General features: G+C 70.6%; 23 protein-coding genes. 17 read left to right on the plus strand and 6 right to left on the minus strand.

Features of this window, described 5'->3' with window-relative positions; all coding sequences use genetic code 11:
• The first annotated feature begins 9 nt into the window (after positions 1-9).
• From G6N16_RS05530 to G6N16_RS05560, 7 genes are read left to right on the plus strand one after another with little or no spacing between them, the layout of a single operon-like run.
• A complete protein-coding gene (locus G6N16_RS05530) occupies positions 10-1,377 on the plus strand; it encodes a glutamyl-tRNA reductase (RefSeq protein ID WP_083031494.1) in 1,368 nt (455 codons plus the stop codon).
• Positions 1,295-2,356 (plus strand): hydroxymethylbilane synthase, encoded by a 1,062-nt coding sequence (gene hemC, locus G6N16_RS05535; RefSeq protein WP_083031492.1) that lies wholly within the window; start codon positions 1,295-1,297, stop codon positions 2,354-2,356. The genes G6N16_RS05530 and hemC overlap by 83 nt, the downstream gene beginning before the upstream one ends.
• Positions 2,357-2,387: 31 nt before the next feature.
• The gene (locus G6N16_RS05540; protein ID WP_083031491.1) at positions 2,388-4,019 is read left to right on the plus strand and encodes a bifunctional uroporphyrinogen-III C-methyltransferase/uroporphyrinogen-III synthase; all 1,632 of its coding nucleotides are present in this window, start codon (positions 2,388-2,390) and stop codon (positions 4,017-4,019) included.
• Positions 4,020-4,041: 22 nt separating this feature from the next.
• Positions 4,042-5,019 carry a porphobilinogen synthase gene (hemB, locus tag G6N16_RS05545; protein WP_083031489.1) on the plus strand — a complete coding sequence of 326 codons (978 nt, stop codon included), beginning with the start codon at positions 4,042-4,044 and terminating at the stop codon, positions 5,017-5,019.
• 17 nt (positions 5,020-5,036) lie between these two features.
• The gene (locus tag G6N16_RS21725) at positions 5,037-5,687 is read left to right on the plus strand and encodes a transport-regulating membrane protein Mce1N (RefSeq protein WP_234805882.1); all 651 of its coding nucleotides are present in this window, start codon (positions 5,037-5,039) and stop codon (positions 5,685-5,687) included.
• Positions 5,684-5,935 carry a hypothetical protein gene (locus tag G6N16_RS05555; protein WP_083031488.1) on the plus strand — a complete coding sequence of 84 codons (252 nt, stop codon included), beginning with the start codon at positions 5,684-5,686 and terminating at the stop codon, positions 5,933-5,935. The genes G6N16_RS21725 and G6N16_RS05555 overlap by 4 nt, the downstream gene beginning before the upstream one ends.
• Entirely contained in the window at positions 5,935-6,270 is a 336-nt protein-coding gene (locus G6N16_RS05560; protein ID WP_083031486.1) for a hypothetical protein, read from the plus strand. Before G6N16_RS05555 ends, G6N16_RS05560 begins: the two co-directional genes overlap by 1 nt.
• Before the next feature lie 376 nt (positions 6,271-6,646).
• Here the strand turns inward: G6N16_RS05560 and G6N16_RS05565 are convergent, their stop codons facing one another.
• On the minus strand, positions 6,647-7,027 hold the full coding sequence (locus G6N16_RS05565; protein WP_083031485.1) for a nitroreductase family deazaflavin-dependent oxidoreductase: 381 nt from the start codon (positions 7,025-7,027) through the stop codon (positions 6,647-6,649).
• Positions 7,028-7,035: 8 nt separating this feature from the next.
• Positions 7,036-8,049 (minus strand): beta-ketoacyl-ACP synthase III, encoded by a 1,014-nt coding sequence (locus G6N16_RS05570; protein ID WP_083031483.1) that lies wholly within the window; start codon positions 8,047-8,049, stop codon positions 7,036-7,038.
• Positions 8,050-8,174: 125 nt separating this feature from the next.
• Between G6N16_RS05570 and G6N16_RS05575 the strand changes: the two genes are divergently transcribed.
• A complete protein-coding gene (locus G6N16_RS05575) occupies positions 8,175-9,041 on the plus strand; it encodes an oxygenase MpaB family protein (RefSeq protein WP_083031482.1) in 867 nt (288 codons plus the stop codon).
• Positions 9,038-9,631, plus strand: a complete 594-nt coding sequence (locus G6N16_RS05580; RefSeq protein WP_083031480.1) for a TetR/AcrR family transcriptional regulator — start codon at positions 9,038-9,040, stop codon at positions 9,629-9,631. Before G6N16_RS05575 ends, G6N16_RS05580 begins: the two co-directional genes overlap by 4 nt.
• Before the next feature lie 2 nt (positions 9,632-9,633).
• On the opposite strand, the gene G6N16_RS05585 is transcribed toward G6N16_RS05580, so the two are convergent.
• Genes G6N16_RS05585 through G6N16_RS05595 form a run of 3 tightly spaced genes read right to left on the minus strand, consistent with a single transcriptional unit; the run spans position 9,634 to position 11,555 of the window.
• Positions 9,634-9,846, minus strand: coding sequence for a hypothetical protein (locus G6N16_RS05585; protein ID WP_083031479.1), 213 nt, complete (start codon positions 9,844-9,846; stop codon positions 9,634-9,636).
• A gap of 22 nt (positions 9,847-9,868) precedes the next feature.
• Entirely contained in the window at positions 9,869-10,747 is an 879-nt protein-coding gene (locus G6N16_RS05590; RefSeq protein ID WP_083031478.1) for a dihydrodipicolinate synthase family protein, read from the minus strand.
• A gap of 25 nt (positions 10,748-10,772) precedes the next feature.
• Positions 10,773-11,555, minus strand: a complete 783-nt coding sequence (locus G6N16_RS05595) for an aldolase (RefSeq protein WP_083031477.1) — start codon at positions 11,553-11,555, stop codon at positions 10,773-10,775.
• 116 nt (positions 11,556-11,671) lie between these two features.
• Between G6N16_RS05595 and G6N16_RS05600 the strand changes: the two genes are divergently transcribed.
• From G6N16_RS05600 to G6N16_RS05635, 8 genes are all read left to right on the plus strand, one after another.
• Positions 11,672-12,214: a helix-turn-helix domain-containing protein gene (locus G6N16_RS05600; protein ID WP_083031476.1), complete on the plus strand. Its 543-nt coding sequence runs from the start codon at positions 11,672-11,674 to the stop codon at positions 12,212-12,214.
• Between the two features lie 44 nt (positions 12,215-12,258).
• Entirely contained in the window at positions 12,259-13,575 is a 1,317-nt protein-coding gene (hemL, locus tag G6N16_RS05605; RefSeq protein WP_083031475.1) for a glutamate-1-semialdehyde 2,1-aminomutase, read from the plus strand.
• Positions 13,568-14,176, plus strand: a complete 609-nt coding sequence (locus G6N16_RS05610) for a histidine phosphatase family protein (RefSeq protein WP_083031474.1) — start codon at positions 13,568-13,570, stop codon at positions 14,174-14,176. The genes hemL and G6N16_RS05610 overlap by 8 nt, the downstream gene beginning before the upstream one ends.
• Positions 14,173-14,772, plus strand: a complete 600-nt coding sequence (locus G6N16_RS05615) for a TlpA disulfide reductase family protein (RefSeq protein WP_083031473.1) — start codon at positions 14,173-14,175, stop codon at positions 14,770-14,772. The genes G6N16_RS05610 and G6N16_RS05615 overlap by 4 nt, the downstream gene beginning before the upstream one ends.
• Positions 14,769-15,536, plus strand: a complete 768-nt coding sequence (locus G6N16_RS05620; protein ID WP_083031472.1) for a cytochrome c biogenesis CcdA family protein — start codon at positions 14,769-14,771, stop codon at positions 15,534-15,536. Before G6N16_RS05615 ends, G6N16_RS05620 begins: the two co-directional genes overlap by 4 nt.
• Positions 15,537-15,700: 164 nt before the next feature.
• Positions 15,701-17,242: a cytochrome c biogenesis protein ResB gene (gene resB, locus G6N16_RS05625; protein ID WP_163787960.1), complete on the plus strand. Its 1,542-nt coding sequence runs from the start codon at positions 15,701-15,703 to the stop codon at positions 17,240-17,242.
• Entirely contained in the window at positions 17,239-18,219 is a 981-nt protein-coding gene (ccsB, locus tag G6N16_RS05630; RefSeq protein WP_083033845.1) for a c-type cytochrome biogenesis protein CcsB, read from the plus strand. The genes resB and ccsB overlap by 4 nt, the downstream gene beginning before the upstream one ends.
• A 14-nt stretch (positions 18,220-18,233) precedes the next feature.
• Positions 18,234-19,499 carry a MinD/ParA family ATP-binding protein gene (locus G6N16_RS05635; RefSeq protein WP_407663619.1) on the plus strand — a complete coding sequence of 422 codons (1,266 nt, stop codon included), beginning with the start codon at positions 18,234-18,236 and terminating at the stop codon, positions 19,497-19,499.
• Positions 19,500-19,512: 13 nt separating this feature from the next.
• Here the strand turns inward: G6N16_RS05635 and G6N16_RS21540 are convergent, their stop codons facing one another.
• Positions 19,513-19,650 (minus strand): hypothetical protein, encoded by a 138-nt coding sequence (locus tag G6N16_RS21540; RefSeq protein ID WP_165756851.1) that lies wholly within the window; start codon positions 19,648-19,650, stop codon positions 19,513-19,515.
• Positions 19,651-19,678 lie beyond the last annotated feature (28 nt).

Raw genomic sequence — 19,678 nt, forward strand, 5'->3', positions numbered from 1 at the left:
GATGGCGCGATGAGTGTCCTGCTGTTCGGCGTTTCCCACCGCAGTGCACCCGTGTCGGTGCTCGAACAGCTCTCCACCGACGAGGCCGATCAGATCAAGATCATCGACCAGCTGCTGGAGTCGTCGCTGGTGACCGAGGCCATGGTGCTGGCCACCTGCAACCGGGTCGAGGTCTACGCCGTCGTCGACGCCTTCCACGGCGGCCTGTCGGTGATCGGCCAGGTGCTGGCCGAGCGCTCCGGCATGTCGCTGGGGGACCTGACCAAGTACGCCTACGTGCGCTACGCGGAAGCCGCCGTCGAGCACCTGTTCTCGGTGACCGCCGGCCTGGATTCGGCGGTGCTGGGCGAACAGCAGGTGCTCGGCCAGGTGCGCCGCGCCTACGCCAGCGCAGAGTCCAACCGCAGCGTCGGCCGCACTCTGCACGAGCTGTCCCAGCGGGCACTGTCGGTGGGCAAGCGGGTGCACACCGAGACCGGTATCGACGCCGCGGGCGCCTCGGTGGTCTCGGTGGCCCTCGGCATGGCCGATACCAGCCTCGGTGGGCTGGCCGGGCACAGCGCCGTCATCGTCGGCGCCGGGTCGATGGGCGCGCTGGCCGCGGCGCATCTGGTCCGCGCGGGTATAGACACCGTGCGGGTGGTCAACCGGTCCCTGCCGCGCGCACAGCGGCTGGCGGCCAACCTCACCGAGCAGGGCCTGACGGCCACCGCGGTCGACCTCGACGACGTGGCCGCCGCGCTGGTCGACGCCGACGTCGTGATCAGCAGCACCGGTGCGGTGCGGCCGGTGGTGTCGCTGGCCGACGTGCACCACGCCCTGGCGCAGCGCAGCGCGGGCCGGGAGGACCGCCCGCTGGTGATCTGCGATCTGGGCATGCCCCGCGACGTGGACCCGGCGGTCGGCGGGCTGCCGGGCGTCGTCGTCGTCGACATGGACCGCATTCAGCGCGAACCCTCGGCCCAGGCGGCGGCCGGCGATGCCGAGGCGGCCCGCGCCATCGTGGCCACCGAACTGGCGACCTACCTGGCGCGCCAGCGGATGGCCGAGGTCACCCCGACGGTCACCGCGCTGCGCCAGCGCGCCGCCGACGTGATCGAGTCCGAGCTGCTGCGGCTGGACAACCGGCTGCCCGGCCTGGACACCTTGCACCGCGAGGAAGTGGCCCGCACCGTCAAGCGGGTGGTCGACAAGCTGCTGCACGCACCCACCGTGCGGGTCAAACAACTGGCCAGCGCGCCGGGTGGGGACAGCTACGCCGAGGCGCTGCGCGAGCTGTTCGAGCTCGATCCCAATGCCGTCGACGCCGTCGCGACCGCGGGCGAATTACCGCTGGTCCCGGCCGATCTCGACGCCATCGGCGACAACACCGAGTAGGGGTCAGACCATCTCCGACTTCAGTGAATCGGCCGGATTCACCCGATCGACGCCGATCCGGATCGGTACCCGGGGGAGCCTGCTGGCCACCACCCAGGCCGGCACCATCCGCGACGCCCTGATCGCGCTGGGACACCCCGCCGAACTCGTCATCATCTCCACCTCCGGTGACCGCTCGGCCGCCCCGGTCGCCGAGATCGGCGTCGGGGTGTTCACCGCCGAACTGCGCACCGCGATCGCCGACGACCGCGTCGATCTGGCCGTGCACTCCTTCAAGGACCTGCCGACGGCGCCCGACCCGCGGTTCGTCATCGCCGCCATCCCGCCCCGCGCCGACGCCCGCGACGCCCTGGTCGCCCGGGACGGTCTGGTGCTCGGTGAGCTGCCCGCGGGTGCCACCATCGGCACCTCCAGCGTGCGCCGGGCCGCGCAGCTTAGAGCACTGGGTCTCGGTTTGGAAATCCGCCCCCTACGAGGCAACCTAGATAGCAGGTTGAACAGGGTAGGCAGCGGTGAACTCGACGCCATCGTGGTTGCCCGGGCGGGCTTGGCCCGGATCGGACGCCTCGAAGCGATAACCGAGACGCTGGAGCCGGTGCAGATGCTACCGGCGCCGGCTCAAGGGGCGCTGGCAATCGAGTGCCGCAGCGGGGACGCCGACCTGGTGGCGATGTTGTCCGAACTGGACGACGCCGACACCCGGGTGGCCGTCACCGCGGAACGTGTCCTGCTCGCCGAGTTGGAGGCGGGGTGTTCCGCACCGGTCGGGGCGATCGCGGAAGTGGTCGAGTCGATCGATGAGGACGGCAACGTCTTCGACGAACTGTCGTTACGCGCATGCGTGGCGGCAACCGACGGATCTGACGTGATCCGTGCCTCCGGGATCGGCACCGCCGACCGGGCCGCCGAGCTGGGACGCTCGGTTGCCGGGGAGCTGTTCGAACTGGGGGCGCGTGAACTGATGGACTCCCAGCGCTAGCGGGACTCCACGATTGCAGTGGGAGAGATGGATGACCACGCGAGGGCGTAAGGCCAAGCCGGGCCGCATCACGTTCGTGGGATCGGGGCCGGGCGATCCGGGCCTGCTCACGATGCGGGCGAAATCGGTGTTGTGCAATGCCGCGTTGACGTTCACCGACCCCGACGTGCCCGAGGCGGTGCTGGCCATCGTCGGCTCCGAGCTGCCGCCGACGGTCGGGCCGGCACCGGCCACCGACACCCCCGACGGCGATGCCCCGGCCGTGGTGACCGGCGGCGCCGACGTCCGCCCGGCCCTCGGCGCGCCCGCCGAGGTCGTCAAGACCATGGTCGCCGAGGCCCGCGCCGGCGCCGACGTCGTGCGGCTGGTCCTCGGTGACCCGCTGTCGCTGGACTCGGTGCTGGCCGAGGTCAATGCCGTCGCCAAGAGCCAGGTGGCCTTCGAGATCGTGCCCGGGCTGCCCGCCACCACCGCGGTGCCCACCTACGGCGGCCTCCCGCTGGGCTCCTCACACACCGTCGCCGACGTCCGCGGTGACGTCGATTGGGCCGCACTGGCCGCCGCGCCCGGACCGCTGATCCTGCAGGCCGGCCCCGAGCATCTTGCCGATGCCGCCCGCACCCTCATCGACTACGGCCTGTCCGACTCGACGCCCTGCGTGGTCACCGCGCAGGGCACCACCTGCCAACAGCGCTCGGTGGAGACCACGCTGGCCGGGCTGACCGAACGCGCCGCGCTGGGCAGCTCCGACCCGGCCGGCCCGCTGACCGGCCCGCTGGTGGTGACCATCGGCCGCACCGTGGCCCATCGCGCCAAGCTGAACTGGTGGGAGAGCCGCTCGCTGTACGGCTGGACCGTGCTGGTGCCGCGCACCAAGGACCAGGCCGGCGAGATGAGCGAGCGGCTGGTCGGCCACGGCGCCCTGCCGATCGAGGTGCCGACCATCGCCGTCGAACCGCCGCGCAGCCCCGCCCAGATGGAACGCGCCGTCAAGGGCCTGGTCGACGGCCGCTTCCAGTGGGTGGTGTTCACCTCCACCAACGCCGTGCGCGCGGTGTGGGAGAAGTTCGCCGAATTCGGCCTGGACGCCCGGGCGTTCTCCGGGGTGAAGATCGCCTGCGTCGGTGAGGCCACCGCGGACCGGGTGCGCGCCTTCGGCATCAGCCCCGAGCTGGTGCCCGCCGGTGAACAGTCCTCGCTGGGCCTGCTCGACGAGTTCCCGCCGTACGACGACATCTTCGACCCGGTGAACCGGGTGCTGCTGCCGCGCGCCGACATCGCCACCGAGACCCTCGCGGAGGGCCTGCGCGAGCGCGGCTGGGAGATCGAGGACGTCACCGCCTACCGCACCGTGCGCGCGGCCCCGCCGCCGGCGCACACCCGCGAGATGATCAAGACCGGCGGCTTCGACGCGGTCTGCTTCACCTCCAGCTCCACGGTCCGCAACCTGGTCGGCATCGCCGGCAAGCCGCACGCGCGGACCATCGTGGCGTGCATCGGGCCCAAGACCGCCGAGACGGCAGCCGAATTCGGACTGCGGGTCGACGTGCAGCCGGAGACGGCCGCCGTCGGGCCGCTGGTCGACGCGCTCGCCGAGCACGCCGCCCGGCTGCGCGCCGAGGGCGCACTGCCCCCGCCCCGCAAGAAGAGCCGGCGCCGCTAGAGAACTGCCGTAACCTCGCCTCATGTTTCCCCGGCACCGGCCCCGACGACTGCGGACCACCCCGGCGATGCGCCGGCTGGTCGCCGAAACCTCGCTGGAACCCCGCCATCTGGTGCTGCCGATGTTCGTCGCCGACGGCATCGACGAGCCCCGTGAGGTTCCGTCGATGCCCGGCGTCGTGCAGCACACCCGGGACTCGCTGCGGGCCGCGGCGGTGCAGGCCGTCGACGCGGGCGTCGGCGGGTTGATGCTGTTCGGTGTGCCCGGCGAGGACGACAAGGACCCCGTCGGCTCCGCCGGGTCCGACCCCGACGGCATCCTCAACCGCGCGCTGGCGGACCTGGCCGCCGAGCTGGGCGACGCCACCGTGCTGATGGCCGACACCTGTCTCGACGAATTCACCGATCACGGCCACTGCGGGGTGCTCGACGACCGCGGCCGCGTCGACAACGACGCCACCAATCTGCGCTACGTCGACCTGGCGGTGGCCCAGGCCGCGGCCGGGGCGCACGTGGTGGCCCCCAGCGGAATGATGGACGGCCAGGTCGGCGCCATCCGCGACGGGCTGGACGACGCCGGTCACACCAATGTGGCGATCCTGGCGTACGCCGCCAAGTACGCGTCGGCGTTCTACGGGCCGTTCCGCGACGCCGTCGGCTCCAGCCTGGTCGGGGACCGTCGCACCTATCAGCAGGACAGCGCCAACATCCGCGAGGCGCTGCGCGAGATCGACCTGGACGTCGCCGAGGGTGCCGACGCGGTGATGGTCAAACCGGCGCTGGCCTACCTCGACGTGCTGCGTGCCGCCGCCGAGGTGTCCCCGGTGCCGGTGGCGGCCTATCAAGTGTCCGGCGAGTACGCGATGATCGCCGCCGCGGCGGCCAACGGCTGGATCGACGGCCCGTCGGCCGCGCTGGAATCGCTGCTGTGCATCCGCCGCGCCGGAGCCGACATTGTGCTGACCTACTGGGCGGTGCAGGCCGCCGGCTGGTTGGCGTGACCTAGGCTGGCCCGACGATGACTTTGGGTGAATCGACTGCGGACGAATCCGACGAGGTGGACCCGGCCCGCGACGAGCCGGTGCTGTTCAGTGAGCGCGGGGCCAGCCTGCTGTGGCTGCTGGCCGGCCCGGCGGCCGGCGGGGCGATGCTCTACATCCAGTCCCGCACCGGCGGCCACCTGGACTGGCGGGTGCCGACGGCGTTCACCGTGCTGGTCGGCTTCTTCGTCGGGATCATGGTGTTCGCCGCCCGCACCCACACCTCGGTGCTGTTGACCCCGTCCATGCTGCGCCAGGGCGCCCAGACGACCTCCACCGATGAGATCCTCGCGCTGTTCCCGCCGGCCCCGCGCGGGTCGCGGCCGGCGCCGACCGGCCCGGTGCGGATGAACCCGCTGACCGCGCGGGCGCTGCGCAAGGCAGGGGTCGACCAGGAGGAGGACGAGCCGGAACCGGAACCCGAGCCCGGCTCGGACGACGAGACGCTGCGCAAGTGGCAGTCCTCGCGGGCGCTGGGGGAGCTGACCGGGGTGCCGCGCGGCCGAACCCCCATCGGGCTGCAGTTGGTGGACAAGCGGGTGGCTCAGGCCTGGGCGCGTGACCACCGCAAGCTGCGGGCGGCCCTGCTCGGACTGTTGGAGCGACGCGACGGCGAGGTGCCGCGGTGAACCGGCGTTCGCTGTGGTGGCTGCTGGTGTCGGTCGCGGCTGCGCTGGCCTGCGGGGTGAGCTGGTGGGCGGCGCAGACCCGGGTCGACGTCGCCCCCATCGCGGACGGCGCCCCGGCGACGGTGTCGGTGGTCTACGACCCGCAGTTGGTCACGTTGGCCCTGCTGGCCGCTGCGGTGGCCGGGATTGCCGTGGTGTGTGCGGTTGAGCCGCTGCTGGCCCGCCGCCGAGTAAGTAGGCTGAGTTGATGCGCAGGATTCTCGCGATCGGTGCCGTTCTGGCGGCGACGGTGCTGACCGGTGCCCCGATCGCGGCGGCCGACCAGGAGAACCCGGACCCGTTCAACCCGGCCGACTGCATGGCCAACGCGAACGCCATCTGCAACCTGGGTCCCTACGGTCCCAACAGCCTGACCAATCCCGCCAATATCAACAGCCCGCTGAACCCGAACAGCCCGTCGAATCCGAACAATCCGAACAACCCGGCCAGCATCAACAATCCGAACAACCCGGCCAATCCGAATTCGATGATGAACCCGGCGAATCCGCTCAGCCCGCTGAACCCGATGAACCAGCACCATTGATCGGGGCCGCGACCGGCATCCAGTCTGCGCACGAGCCAGCCAGGAACATCAAAGCCCAGGATGGCTCGACCCGAAGCGGACGTCACGGAGCACTCGTCGAGTAAGTGGTCTTTCGAGCTTGCCGTGGGGCGCGAGCGCCCAGTTATGTACGGGCGCTACCGTCGACGGGCGGCAAAACCGCAGTTCACGGGCACGGGGGTGGGGTGTGCGTGTTCGCAAGTGGTCGCTCGCCGGATCGGGAGACGCCCAGCGACCAGTTGCCTTACACCTGAGGCCGGAAACGCGTGCTTCGGGGTTGAGTTACCGATGATTGGTAGTTCAACGGGCCGGAGTTACCAATGATGTGCGTGGTCCGGTGTCGCTCCGACTCCGCCGGTTACCCCCGGGTCAGCAAAACCGCCTGCTCGAACGGGATCTTCCCGAATGCCCGACGGGCCCCGCCGGTGACGTGCCCGGCGGCTTCCTCCCGGGACACCACCCGGGGGTCGGTCACCCGGAAGGTCTGCCCGCGGCGTTTCAGGGTGCCGCCGCCGGCCACGGTGATGTTCTTCAACCAGTCCCGGTCCGGGCCGTAGCTGAGCAGGATGGCCACCCCGTCGTCGGTGCTGAAGACGTTCAATGGCGTGCGATAGGTCTTGCCGGATTTGCGGCCGGTGTGCTCCAGGATGCCGAATCCCGGTGCCCACCCAGCCCACATCCGCTGGATCGGGTTGGTGACGTGCCGGTTGAACCGGGCGAGTCGCTGAGGAAGTTGCATACACCCATTTAACGCGGGTGCTCGGGCAGCCGCACCACCTGCGCCGCGTAGGTCAGGCCGGCGCCGTAGCCCAGCAGCAGGGCCAGGGCACCGGGCTTTGCGGCGCCGCAGGCCAGCAGCTGCTCCATCGCCAGCGGGACCGAGGCCGCCGAGGTGTTGCCGGTCAACTCGATGTCGTTGGCGATCACGACGTCCGGGCGCAGCTCCAGCTGGTTGGCCACCAGCTCGTTGATCCGGCCGTTGGCCTGGTGCGGAATGAAGACGTCGAGGTCGTCGGTGGTGACCCCGGCGGCCGCCATCGCGCGCCGGCCGACGTCGCTCATCTGGAACGCCGCCCAGCGGAACACCGCCTTGCCGTCCATCCGCAGATAGGGCCGCATCATCGACGGGTCGAGGCTGTAGTCGATCCAGCTGGTGTCCTGCACGATGGCCTGCGACTGGGACCCGTCGCTGCCGGAAACTGTTGGGCCGACGCCCTGTTCGGCCGTCGGTCCGACGACGACGGCGGCCGCGCCGTCACCGAAGATGAAGGCGCTGCCGCGGTCGGTCAGGTCGATGGCGTCGGAGAGTTTCTCCGAGCCGACGACCAGCAGGGTGCGGGCACTGCCGGCCCGCACCATGTCGGCCGCCACGCCGAGCGCGTAGCCGAAGCCGGCGCAACCGGCCGCGATGTCGAAGGCGGGGGTGGCCTGGGCGCCGACGGCGGTGGCCACCTGCGGCGCGCACGGCGGTGTCTGCCGGAAGTTCGTGCTGGTGGCGACGATCACCGCGTCGACCTGCTCGCCGGGCACCTCCGCGTTGGCCAGCGCAATGCGGCAGGCCTCGACGGCCATCGACGTCGCCGTCTCGTCGGCCGCCCCGAAGTGGCGGGTCCGGATGCCGGTGCGGGAGAAGATCCATTCGTCGTCGGAGTCCAGCGTCCGGCAGATCTCCTCGTTGGTGACGACCCGATCGGGCCGGTACGCGCCCACGCTGAGCAGGCCGACATTGGGGACGCCCGACGCCGTCGAGATGAGTGTCATCAGAGGTGTCCCCTATCCAGCCGCACGTCGGCCGGTGTCAATGTAACCGCTTGCTGTAACGCCACACCGGGAAGTACCGCCATCCGACTTCCGGTACAGAGTGCGAAAACTGTAACATTGTGTCTATGACGGAATTGGCGCATGCCGAGACGCTGCCCGACGCTGCACCGCTGGACGCCGGCTCGCTGGTCTGGCGCTGGTTCGGCGACAACCGGATGTACCTGATCGGCCCGCGGCCGGCCGTGCTGCAGAACATGCTCGCCGAGCTGGGGCAGGGGGTGCTGGATCACTCGGTGTTCTTCGCCGACACCGCCGAGCGGCTCAAGCGCACCATCGGCCCGATCTTCGACACCGTCTACGGCTCGCCCGACGACAACGCCGGCATCCGGGTCCGCGACTTCCACACCGCGATCAAGGGCGACATGCCCGACGGTTCGCGCTACCACGCGCTGAACCCGGACACCTACTTCTGGGCGCACGCGACGTTCGTCGAAGGGGTGCTGTACTTCGCCGACACCTTCGTGCACCGGCTCAGCGACGCCGAACGCGAACAGATCTACGCCGAGTCGAAGACCTGGTATCGCCGCTACGGGGTCAGTGACCGCGGCCTGCCGCCCGATTACGCCGCCTTCCGCGAGTACTGGGACACCATGATGGACACCGTCGTCGTGCCGCACAAGACCGCGACCTATGGCGTCGGCTACGTCACCAAGGGCTTCCCCAAGCCCAAGGCGATCTCGGGGTGGGCGTGGAAAATCATTGCGCCGGTGTTCAATCCGGTCGCTGCCTTCCTCACCACCGGCGGACTGCCGCCGCGGGCCCGGGGCCTGCTGGGCTTGCCGTGGACCGACCGCCAGGAACGCCGCTACCAGCGCTTCGCCGCGCTGTGGCGCTCGCCGGCGGTGAACCGGATCTGGGACCGGCTGCCGATGACGGTGCGCTACAACGGTTTTGCCCGACGCGGCTACGCGCGCGAGGCGGTGCGGCCGTGACCGCCCCGGACGCCCGTGCCGCTGCGATCCTGGACGCCGCACTGGCCGAATTCGAACAGCACGGATTCCGCCGGGTGGCGCTCGACGACGTGGCGCGTCGCGCCCGCGTCAGCCGCACCACCATCTACCGCCGGTTCACCGGCCGCGACGAGTTGATCGCCGCGGTCATCGACCGGGAGAATGCCGCCCTGTTCGCCGAGATCGCCGACCACATCACCACCGTCGGTCCGCAGTCGAACATCTACGCCGAGGCGTTCACGGCGGCCATCGTGAAGTTCCGCGGCCACCGGGTGCTGGACCGGCTGATCCGCGACGACCCGGAACTCGCACTGACCCTGGCGCACCGGCACTACGGCGCGGCGCTGACCCGCGTCGTCGAGGCGCTGGAACAGATCTTCCCGGCTGGTTTCGCCGAGCGGGTCGGACCGCGGGCGGTCAACGAACTCGCCGACGCAATCCTGCGCTACGCGCTGATGGCGCTGCTGCTGCCGGGGCTGCGCCCGATGGAATCCGTCGAGGACATCCGGGCGTTCGCGACGGGCGAGTTCCTGCCGAGCCTGCCGGTCCAGCTGCGCGTCGCGCGGGCCTGAACTCAGATCACACTGCTGGCGATGGCCGCGACCAGACCGGCGACGGTCAGCACCCCGACCGCGGTCGCCGCGGTGATCGCGCGAGCCTTCTGGTTGCGGCGGACGTAGTAGATCGCCAGCGCGATGCCGACGAAGATCAGCGACGCGTAGAGCACCAGCCCGAGCGTCAGAAGTGCCGCCGTGTTCGGGTCGCCGGTCGGTGTCGTGTCGTCCACCCGTCAAGTATGGACACCCGGGTCAGAGGCCGAGCAACCCCCGCAGCTCGGCGCGCCGGGTCTCGTCCAGCGGCAGCAGCGGTCGGCGCGGATCTCCCACCCCGCGGCCCAGCAACTCCAGACCCGCCTTCACGGTGGTGGGCAGGCCGCCCGCGACGATGAAGCGCAGCAGCGGTGCCAGGTCGTCGTAGATCAGCTGCGCGCCGACGGTGTCGCCGGATCCCACCGCGGCATAGAGGTCCAGGCACGGCTGCGGGCGCAGGCACGGCGCCGCGGTGCACCAGCCCTTCGCGCCGGCCGTCAGTGCGTCGAGCACCAGCGGGTTGGAACCGTTGTAGAACGGCAACCGGTCGCCGGAAAGCTCCTTGATTGCCAGCATCCGGTTCAGCTCCCCGGTGGACTCCTTGACCATGGTGAGGTTTTCGATGCTCTCGAACATCGAGACCAGCAGCTCCGGGCTCATGTCGACGCCGCTGGTGGCGGGGTTGTTGTAGGCCATGATCGGGATGCCGATGGCCGCACCGATCGCCGCGTAGTGGGTGGCGATCTCCCGATCGTCGAGCTTCCAGTAGGACACCGGCAGCACCATCACGGCGTCGGCCCCGGCCCGCTCGGCCTTGCGGGCCCGCCGGATGGTGTTGGCGGTGGTCAGGTCACCGGCGCCGACGACGACGGGCACCCGCCGGCCCACCGCGTCGACGGTGACGTCGACGACGGTGTCGAACTCGTCCTCACTCAGATAGGCCGCCTCGCCGGTACTGCCCAGCGGCGCGACGGCGTGCACCCCGGAGTCCACCAGGGTGTCGACCAGCCCGGCCAGTCCGGCGGTGTCGATCGCGGTGCCGTCGGCGGTGAACGGGGTGACCGGATAGGCGATGATGCCCTGGATTTCGGTGCTCACGGAGTGTCCTTTCAAAGGGTGTCGGTCAGTGCGACAGCGCGTCGGGGTGCCGGGCCAGCGCGCGCCGGGCGTAGTAGGCGAAATTGGCCTGGCTGCGCTTGGGGGTCAGCGTCCAGTCGTGGGCCTCGCGGGCCAGTTGCGGCGGCAGTTCGGCGATGGTGCCCGCGGCCATGGCGGCCAGCTGTAGTTTGGCCGCCCGTTCGATCAGCATGCCCAGCGAGCAGGCCTCCTCCACGCTGGCGCCGGCGATGACGTGCCCGTGGTGGGCCAGCAGCACGGCCTTCTTGTCGCCGAGCGCCGCGGTGATGATCTCGCCCTCTTCGTTGCCCACTGGTACGCCGGGCCAGTCCTTGAGGAACGCGCAGTCGTCGTAGAGCGGGGTGGCGTCCATATGGGAGACGATCAGCGGCACCTCCAGCATGGACAGTGCGGCGACGTGGAACGGGTGGGTGTGCACGATGCAGTTCACGTCGGGGCGGCCGCGATAGATCCAGGAGTGGAACCGGTTGGCCGGGTTGGCCATGCCGGTGCCGGCCAGGACGTTGAGGTCCTCGTCGACGAGCAGCAGGTTGTCCTCGGTGATCTCGTCGAAGCCGAGGCCGAGCTGCTGGGTGTAGTAGGTGCCGGGCCGTTCGGCGCGCGCGGTGATCTGTCCGGCCAGCCCGGAGTCGTGGCCGGCGTCGAACAGTGCTCGGCAGGTCAGCGCGATCTTCGCCCGGGTGCTCAGCCCGGAGTCCGCGACGTGCCGGTTCAGCCCGTCGAGGGCGCGTCGCATGAGGTCGGGTTTGCTGTCGTCGAGCGTGCTCATCGGCGTCTCCGTCGGTTTCGTCGGTGGCACCGACCATAGGACACAATGTGTCATTACGTCAATATTGTTTCCTCTGGGCGGTATTCTTGCGGCGATCACCGGAACGGAGGAGCCGCATGACCGCGCTGATGCGCACGGTGCGACGGCAACGCGCCCAGACGCTCGACGAACTAGCCGCCGTCACCGGGCTGACCAAGAGCTACCTGTCCAAGGTCGAGCGGGGCAGGAGCACTCCCTCGGTCTCGGCGGCGATCAAGATCGCCCGGGCGCTCGACGTCGACGTCGCCCGGCTGTTCTCCGACGACCCCACCGCCGCGTCGCTGACCGTCGAACGCGCTGCCGACCACGCGGGTGGCCGCAGCCACGCCATCGCGGCAACCATGCTCGGCAAGGCGATGGCGCCGTTCGTCGTCCGGCCCGGGACCCGGTTCACCACCCATCCGCACGCCGCGGCGTCCGGCCACGCCACCCACCCCGGTCAGGAGTTCCTGTTCGTCCACCGCGGCCGCGTCGAACTCGACCACGACGGCCGGATCACCGCCCTGGACGCCGGGGACTGCGCATACTTCGACGCGTCGGTGCCGCACGGCCTGCGTCGGGTCGGCGACGAGTCCGCGGAGGTCGTCGTCGTCACCTACGACGAGCCACGCAGAACGTGAGGGGTGACGGGGTGCACATCGGTGCTCCTGGAACACTGGTGCCCATGAGCAAGACCGACCTGTCGGCCGCCCTGTTCGCCGACGCCTGTCAGGTGATCCCCGGCGGAGTCAACTCTCCGGTCCGGGCCTTCCAGTCGGTCGGCGGCACACCGAGGTTCATCAGCTCCGCCCACGGCTGCCGGCTGACCGACGCCGACGGCAACAGCTATGTCGACCTGGTGTGCTCGTGGGGCCCGATGATCCTCGGGCACGCCCACCCGGCCGTAGTGGAAGCGGTCCGCGCGGCGGCCACCGACGGCCTGTCCTTCGGCGCCCCGACGGCCTCGGAATCCGAGCTGGCCCGCGAGATCATCGACCGCGTCGAACCCGTGCAGCGGCTGCGGCTGGTGAACTCCGGCACCGAGGCCACCATGAGCGCGCTGCGGCTGGCCCGCGGCTACACCGGCCGCGCCAAGGTGGTGAAGTTCGCCGGCTGCTACCACGGCCACGTCGACGCCCTGCTGGCCGCCGCCGGATCCGGCGTCGCCACCCTCGGCCTGCCCACCTCACCCGGGGTGACCGGAGCCACCGCCGCCGACACCATCGTGCTGCCCTACAACGACATCGCCGCCGTCGAGGAGGCCTTCGATCGCTACGGGCATGAGATCGCGGCCGTCATCACCGAGGCCAGCCCCGGCAACATGGGTTGCGTCCCGCCGCTGCCCGGCTTCAACGCCGCGCTGCGCCGGATCACCGCCGAACGCGGTGCGCTGCTGATCCTCGACGAGGTGATGACCGGCTTCCGGGTCAGCCGCAGCGGCTGGTTCGGCCTGGAACCCGTCGACGCCGACCTGTTCACCTTCGGCAAGGTGATGAGCGGAGGGCTGCCGGCCGCGGCGTTCGGCGGCCGCACCGAGGTGATGGAACACCTCGCCCCGCTCGGCCCCGTCTACCAGGCCGGCACCCTGTCCGGGAACCCGGTCGCCGTCGCCGCCGGGCTGGCCACGCTTCGGCACGCCGACGCCGACGTGTACGCCGCGCTGGACGCAGGCGCCGACCGGCTGGCCGGGCTGCTGACCGGGGCGCTGAGCGCCGAAGGCGTCGCGCACCGGGTGCAGCGCGCGGGCAACATGCTGAGCGTGTTCTTCACCGAGTACCCGGTGTTCGACTTCGCCACCGCCCAGGCCAGCCAGACCTGGCGGTTCCCGCCGTTCTTCCACGCGGTGCTGGACGCCGGTGTGTACCCGCCGTGCAGCGCGTACGAGGCGTGGTTCGTCTCTGCCGCCCTCGACGACGCCGCCTTCGACACCATCGCCGCCGCCCTGCCCGCCGCCGCGCGGGCCGCGGCCGCCGCGACCGACCCGGAGATCACCGATGCCTGAGAAAACGATCGTGCACGTCATGCGCCACGGCGAGGTGCACAACCCCGAGCAGATCCTCTACGGCCGGCTGCCCGGCTACCGGCTCTCGGACCGGGGCCGCGGCCAGGCCGAGGCGGTCGCGCAGTGGTTGGCCGACAACGACGTCACCTACGTGGTGGCCTCCCCGCTGCAGCGCGCCCAGGAGACCGCCGCACCGATCGCCGCGGCGCACTCGCTGGAGGTCAGCAGCGACCCCGAGCTGATCGAGTCGCTCAACGTGTTCGAGGGCCAGCGGGTCTCACCCGGCGACGGTGCGCTGCGCGACCCGCGCAACTGGCGCCACCTGCGCGACCCGATCACCCCGTCCTGGGGTGAGCCGTACCGCGACATCGCCGCCCGGATGACCGCCGCGATCGAGCGGGCCCGGATCGCCGCGGCCGGCCACGAGGCGGTGTGCGTCAGCCATCAGCTGCCGGTGGAGACGGTGCGACGGGCCCTGACCGGCAGCCGGCTGGCGCATTTCCCCACCCGGCGCATGTGCAATCTGGCCTCGTTGACGTCGTTCTATTACGACGACGACCGGCTCGTCGGGTGGGGTTACGCGGAGCCCGCCGGACGGTGAGGGCCTGGCTTGCCCTGGTGCTGGGCGCGGTGCTGCTGACGCTGACCGGATGCGCGACGGGAGACGACGCCGTCGCCCAGGGCGGCACGTTCGAATTCGTCTCACCGGGCGGCAAGACCGACATCCTCTACGACCCGCCGTCGGCCCGCGGGACCCCCGGCCGGATCGCCGGACCCGACCTGATGAACCCGGACCGCACCCTGTCGGTCGACGACTTCGCCGGGCAGGTCGTCGTGCTCAACGTGTGGGGTCAGTGGTGCGGGCCGTGCCGCACCGAGATGGGGGAGCTGCAGCGGGTCTATGACGCGACCAAGGCTTCCGGGGTGGCGTTCCTGGGCATCAACGTCCGCGACTACGACCGGGACGCCGCCGTCGATTTCGTCACCGATCGCCACATCACCTTCCCGTCGATCTACGACCCGTCGCTGCGCACCCTGATCGCCTTCGGCGGCAAGTACCCGACCAGCACCACCCCGGCGACCATCGTGCTGGACCGTGAACACCGGGTGGCCGCGGTCTTCCTGCGCGCGTTGCTGGCGTCGGACCTGCAACCGGTCGTCGAGCGCCTCGCCGCCGAGAAGGACGGCGCGTCGTGACCGGGGCCACCGAGCTCGCCGTCAGCGGCCCGTTGCTGCTGGCCCTGGGCGTATGCGTGCTGGCCGGGCTGGTGTCGTTCGCCTCGCCGTGCGTGGTGCCGCTGGTGCCGGGCTACCTGTCGTATCTGGCCGCCGTCGTCGGCGTCGAGGAGGGCACCGACGGTCCGGGACGGCGCGCCCGGCTGCGGGTGGCCGGGTCCGCGCTGCTGTTCGTCGCCGGTTTCACCGCCGTGTTCATCGCCGGCACCGTCGCGGTACTGGGCTTGACGACGACGGTGATCAGCAACCAGCTGCTGCTGCAGCGGGTCGGCGGCGTGCTGACCATCGCCATGGGCCTGGTGTTCGTCGGATTCGTCCCGGCCCTGCAGCGCCAGGCCCGGTTCACCCCGCTGCAACTGTCCACTCTGGCCGGGGCGCCGCTGCTGGGCGCGGTGTTCGCGCTCGGCTGGACCCCGTGCCTGGGCCCGACGCTGACCGGGGTGATCACCGCGGCGTCGGCGACTGAGGGCGCCAGCATCGGCCGGGGCGTGGCGCTGGTCATCGCCTACTGCCTGGGCCTGGGCCTGCCGTTCCTGGTGTTGGCGGTGGGCTCCACCTGGGCGGTGTCCGGGCTGGGCTGGCTGCGCCGCAACACCCGGGTGATCCAGGTCGTCGGCGGCCTGGCGCTCATCGCGGTGGGCATCGCCCTGGTGACCGGTGCGTGGAACGATTTCATCGGCTGGGTGCGCGACGCCTTCATCAGCGACGTGAGGCTGCCCCTGTGAGCGAGAGCAACCGTGAGGATCGCAGCGAGGACCGCAGCGCAGCGAGGACCGCAGCGAGGACCGGAGCGGGTGCGAAGCGAACCAACAATCCTGTGACCAACAATCCTGTGACCAACAATCCTGTGATTGCCTTCCTCCGCAACACCTGGCGTGGCCTGACCTCGATGGGCACCGCGCTGGTGCTGCTGTTCCTGCTGGCACTCGGCGCGGTGCCGGGCGCGCTGCTGCCGCAGCGCTCGCTCAACGCCGGCAAGGTCGACGATTACCTGGTCGAACACCGCCTCTACGGGCCGTGGCTGGACCGGCTGCAGATGTTCGACGTGTTCTCCAGCTTCTGGTTCACCGCCATCTACGTGCTGCTGTTCGTCTCGCTGGTCGGCTGTCTGACCCCGCGGATGATCGAGCACCTCAAGTCCCTGCGCGCGGTGCCGGTGCCCGCCCCGCGCAACCTGTCCCGGCTGCCCAAGCACGCCGAGGGGGAGCTGCCCGGGGAGCCACCGGCCGTCGCCGAAGCCCTCGCCGGACGGTTGCGGGGCTGGCGCACCGTGGTGCGCCCGAGCGCCGACGGCGGCGCCGAGGTGTCCGCGGAGAAGGGATACCTGCGCGAGTTCGGCAACATCGTCTTCCACCTGTCGCTGCTGGGCCTGCTGGTGGCGGTGGCCGCCGGCAAGCTGTTCGGCTACGAGGGCAACGTCATCGTCATCGCCGACGGCGGTCCGGGCTTCTGCTCGGCCTCGCCCTCGGCGTTCGACTCGTTCCGCGCCGGCAACACCGTCGACGGCACCTCGCTGAACCCGATCTGCATCAAGGTGAAGGATTTCGACGCCCACTATCTGCCCAGCGGGCAGGCGCTGTCGTTCGCCTCCGACATCTCCTATCAGGCCGGCGACGACCTGGCGGCCGACCACTGGCGGGACTACCGCCTGGAGGTCAACCACCCGCTGCGCATCGGTGGCGACCGCATCTACCTGCAGGGACACGGCTTCGCGCCGACGTTCACGGTGACCTATCCGAACGGGCAGACGCGCACCCAGACCGTCCAGTTCAAGCCGATGTCGCCGCAGACCCTGCTCTCGGAGGGCGCGATGCGGTTCGACCCGCCGGCCGGCATGTACGCCACCTCGCCCGAGCGCCGCAAACACCAGATCGGCATCGAGGGTCTGTTCGCCCCGACCGCCCAGTTCACCGAGATGGTCGGCAAGGACGGCAAGAAGGGCGAGGTGCTCTCGTCGAGCTTCCCGGAGATGCGTGACCCGGCCGTCGCGGTGGACATCTACCTCGGTGATACCGGACTGGACTCCGGCCGGCCGCAGTCGTTATTCGCCCTGGACCACAAGATGTTCGAGACCGGCCAGAAGACTCGGAGGAACCTGCGCGTCGGCGAGTCGGTCGATTTGCCCGACGGGGCCGTCGTCACCTTCGTCGGCGCCAAGCCCTTCGTGAACCTCCAGGTCAGCCACGATCCGGCGCAGGTGTGGGTGCTGGTGTTCGCGCTGACCATGATGGCCGGTCTGCTGGTTTCGCTGGTCGTGCGCCGTCGCCGGGTGTGGGCGCGGATTGAGCCCGACCCAGTGCACCCGGGTACGGTAAGGGTCGACCTGGGCGGGTTGGCGCGTACCGACAACTCCGGTTGGGGCGACGAGTTCGAGCGGTTGACCGCCCAGCTCCTCGGACCCGGAGTCGCTTCTGCTGGGAGATTCGGATGAACACAGAGCACGTCAACATCGGGCTGGCCCGCTATTCGGACGCAGCATTCACCTCGACGATCGTGGTCTTGGTGTTGGCGCTGCTGCTGCTGGCCACCGAACTGGCCTACAGCCGCAGCCGCCGGGTGACCGAACGGCAGCTGGTCGGCGCGGGTGCTCCGGTCGACGCGGCCGCCGACCGGCCCGGCGTCATCGCCGAGGCACCCCGGCGGTCGGGCGAGGAGCGGGTGGGCCGGGCCGGCCTGGCGCTGGTCTACCTGGGCATCGCGCTGCTGGCGGCCTGTATCGTGCTGCGCGGCCTGTCCACCTCGCGGGTGCCGTGGGGCAACATGTACGAGTTCATCAACCTGACCTGTCTGTCCGGCCTGGTGGCCGCCGCGGTCGTGCTGCGCCGGCCGGCCTACCGGTCGCTGTGGGTGTTCGTGTTGCTGCCGGTGCTGATCCTGCTGGCGGTGTCGGGCAAGTGGCTCTACGCCAACGCCGCCCCGGTGATGCCGGCGCTGCAGTCCTACTGGCTGCCGATCCACGTGTCGGTGGTCAGCCTGGGCTCCGGGGTGTTCCTGGTCGCCGGTGTGGCCAGCATGCTGTTCCTGCTCAAGACGTCCAAGTGGGGACAACCGGGAGCGACGGGCCCGATCGCGAACCTGGTCGCCAAGCTGCCCGACGCGGCGACGCTGGACCGGATCGCCTACCGCACCACCATCTTCGGCTTCCCTGTCTTCGGCTTCGGCGTCATCTTCGGCGCGATCTGGGCCGAGGAGGCCTGGGGCCGGTTCTGGGGCTGGGACCCCAAGGAAACCGTCAGTTTCATCGCCTGGGTGGTCTACGCCGCCTACCTGCACGGACGTTCGACGGCCGGCTGGCGTGACCGTCGCGCCGCCTGGATCAACGTTGTTGGCTTCGTGGCGATGGTGTTCAACCTGTTCTTCATCAACCTGGTCACCGCCGGCCTGCACTCGTACGCCGGCGTCGGCTGAAACAAGGAGCTTTTGTGTCCGAGCAGTCTTCCCACGGCCTCGATGATCAGCCCGGCCGCGATGTCGAGGACGCGCCGACCAGCCTGATCGAACCGGTGCCCGCCGATCTGCCCCGGTTGGGCACGCACGGCGATTTCCGCGCCGAGCGGCGCTTCGTGTCCCCGGCGCCGATGAACCCGGTCCCGATGACCCCGCCGACCGGGATGCCGGCCGTCGACCCGTTCGGTGGCGCGCCCAGCTTCCCGGGCGGGCTGTTCGGCGGCGATCCGGGCACCGCGCCGGTGCCCCGCCCGGCCGCTGCCCCCGCCGGCGCACCCGTGCCGGTGCCGCCGCGGCCCGACGTGCCCGCCACGCCGTACCCGGATCTGTCCAGCAGTTCGCTGCTGCGCCAGCCGGCCGCCGCGCCGTCGGAGGGCTGGCGGCGCTGGCTGTACCTGGCCTCGGGCAAGCTGATCAACGTCGGTGAGGGTCCGCGGGCCCAGCGCCGCGCAGCGCTGACCGCCCAGGCCGACCAGCCGCTGTCGGGCTGCTACCGGATCGCGCTGCTGAGCCTCAAGGGCGGCGTCGGCAAGACCACCATCACCGCGACGCTGGGCGCCACCTTCGCCGCGGTGCGCGGTGACCGGGTGGTCGCCGTCGACGCCAACCCCGACCGCGGGACGCTGAGCCAGAAGGTGCCGCTGGAGACGCCGCGCACGGTGCGCGACCTGATCCGCGACGCGGATGACATCGACAGCTACAGCGACGTGCGGCGCTACACCTCGCAGGGGCCGAGCCGGCTGGAGGTGCTGGCCTCGGATGCCGACCCGGCCGCCTCCGAGGCGTTCAGCGCCGAGGACTACCTGCAGGTGCTCGACGTACTCGAGCGCTACTACAGCCTGGTGCTGACCGACTGCGGGACCGGGCTGATGCACTCGGCGATGTCGGCGGTGCTGGCCAAGGCCGACACGGTGATCCTGATCAGCTCCGGATCGGTCGACGGTGCGCGCAGCGCCTCGGCGACCCTGGACTGGCTCGACGCGCACGGGCACCAGGACCTGGTGCGCAACTCGGTGGCCGTCATCAACGCGGTGCGGCCGCGCAGCGGCAAGGTCGACCTGCAGAAGGTCGTCGACCACTTCTCCCGGCGCTGCCGGGCGGTCCGGTTGGTGCCGTTCGACCCGCACCTGGAGGAGGGCGCCGAGGTGGACCTGGCGCGGTTGCGGCCGCAGACCCGGGAGGCGCTGCTGGAACTGGCCGCCGTCGTCGCCGACGGTTTCGCAGCACCGTCGCGGAGCTGACCTACCTCCTACCTCAGAGGCTGCGCAGGAAGTCCGGGTCGTCGTCGGGGCCGATGACCCGGCCGGCGGGCTTGTGCGGACGCACCGAACGCATCCGCCACACCAGATACGTCAGTGCGGCCAATGCGATGAACAGCAGTACGAATTGCACGAAGAACCTCCCGCATTCGAATATACGC

It is taken from the genome of Mycolicibacterium insubricum (genome assembly GCF_010731615.1).
In the GTDB taxonomy this organism is placed as follows: Bacteria; Actinomycetota; Actinomycetes; order Mycobacteriales; family Mycobacteriaceae; genus Mycobacterium; species Mycobacterium insubricum.

Excerpts from the sequence above, each read along its gene's own strand:
- G6N16_RS05530 (WP_083031494.1), top strand. The coding sequence starts at position 10 with ATGAGTGTCCTGCTGTTCGGCGTTTCCCACCGCAGTGCACCCGTGTCG.
- hemC (WP_083031492.1), top strand. The coding sequence starts at position 1,295 with ATGCCGTCGACGCCGTCGCGACCGCGGGCGAATTACCGCTGGTCCCGG.
- G6N16_RS05540 (WP_083031491.1), top strand. The coding sequence starts at position 2,388 with ATGACCACGCGAGGGCGTAAGGCCAAGCCGGGCCGCATCACGTTCGTG.
- hemB (WP_083031489.1), top strand. The coding sequence starts at position 4,042 with ATGTTTCCCCGGCACCGGCCCCGACGACTGCGGACCACCCCGGCGATG.
- G6N16_RS21725 (WP_234805882.1), top strand. The coding sequence starts at position 5,037 with ATGACTTTGGGTGAATCGACTGCGGACGAATCCGACGAGGTGGACCCG.
- G6N16_RS05560 (WP_083031486.1), top strand. The coding sequence starts at position 5,935 with ATGCGCAGGATTCTCGCGATCGGTGCCGTTCTGGCGGCGACGGTGCTG.
- G6N16_RS05565 (WP_083031485.1), bottom strand. The coding sequence starts at position 7,027 with ATGCAACTTCCTCAGCGACTCGCCCGGTTCAACCGGCACGTCACCAAC.
- G6N16_RS05570 (WP_083031483.1), bottom strand. The coding sequence starts at position 8,049 with ATGACACTCATCTCGACGGCGTCGGGCGTCCCCAATGTCGGCCTGCTC.
- G6N16_RS05575 (WP_083031482.1), top strand. The coding sequence starts at position 8,175 with ATGACGGAATTGGCGCATGCCGAGACGCTGCCCGACGCTGCACCGCTG.
- G6N16_RS05595 (WP_083031477.1), bottom strand. The coding sequence starts at position 11,555 with ATGAGCACGCTCGACGACAGCAAACCCGACCTCATGCGACGCGCCCTC.
- G6N16_RS05600 (WP_083031476.1), top strand. The coding sequence starts at position 11,672 with ATGACCGCGCTGATGCGCACGGTGCGACGGCAACGCGCCCAGACGCTC.
- hemL (WP_083031475.1), top strand. The coding sequence starts at position 12,259 with ATGAGCAAGACCGACCTGTCGGCCGCCCTGTTCGCCGACGCCTGTCAG.
- G6N16_RS05610 (WP_083031474.1), top strand. The coding sequence starts at position 13,568 with ATGCCTGAGAAAACGATCGTGCACGTCATGCGCCACGGCGAGGTGCAC.
- resB (WP_163787960.1), top strand. The coding sequence starts at position 15,701 with ATGGGCACCGCGCTGGTGCTGCTGTTCCTGCTGGCACTCGGCGCGGTG.
- ccsB (WP_083033845.1), top strand. The coding sequence starts at position 17,239 with ATGAACACAGAGCACGTCAACATCGGGCTGGCCCGCTATTCGGACGCA.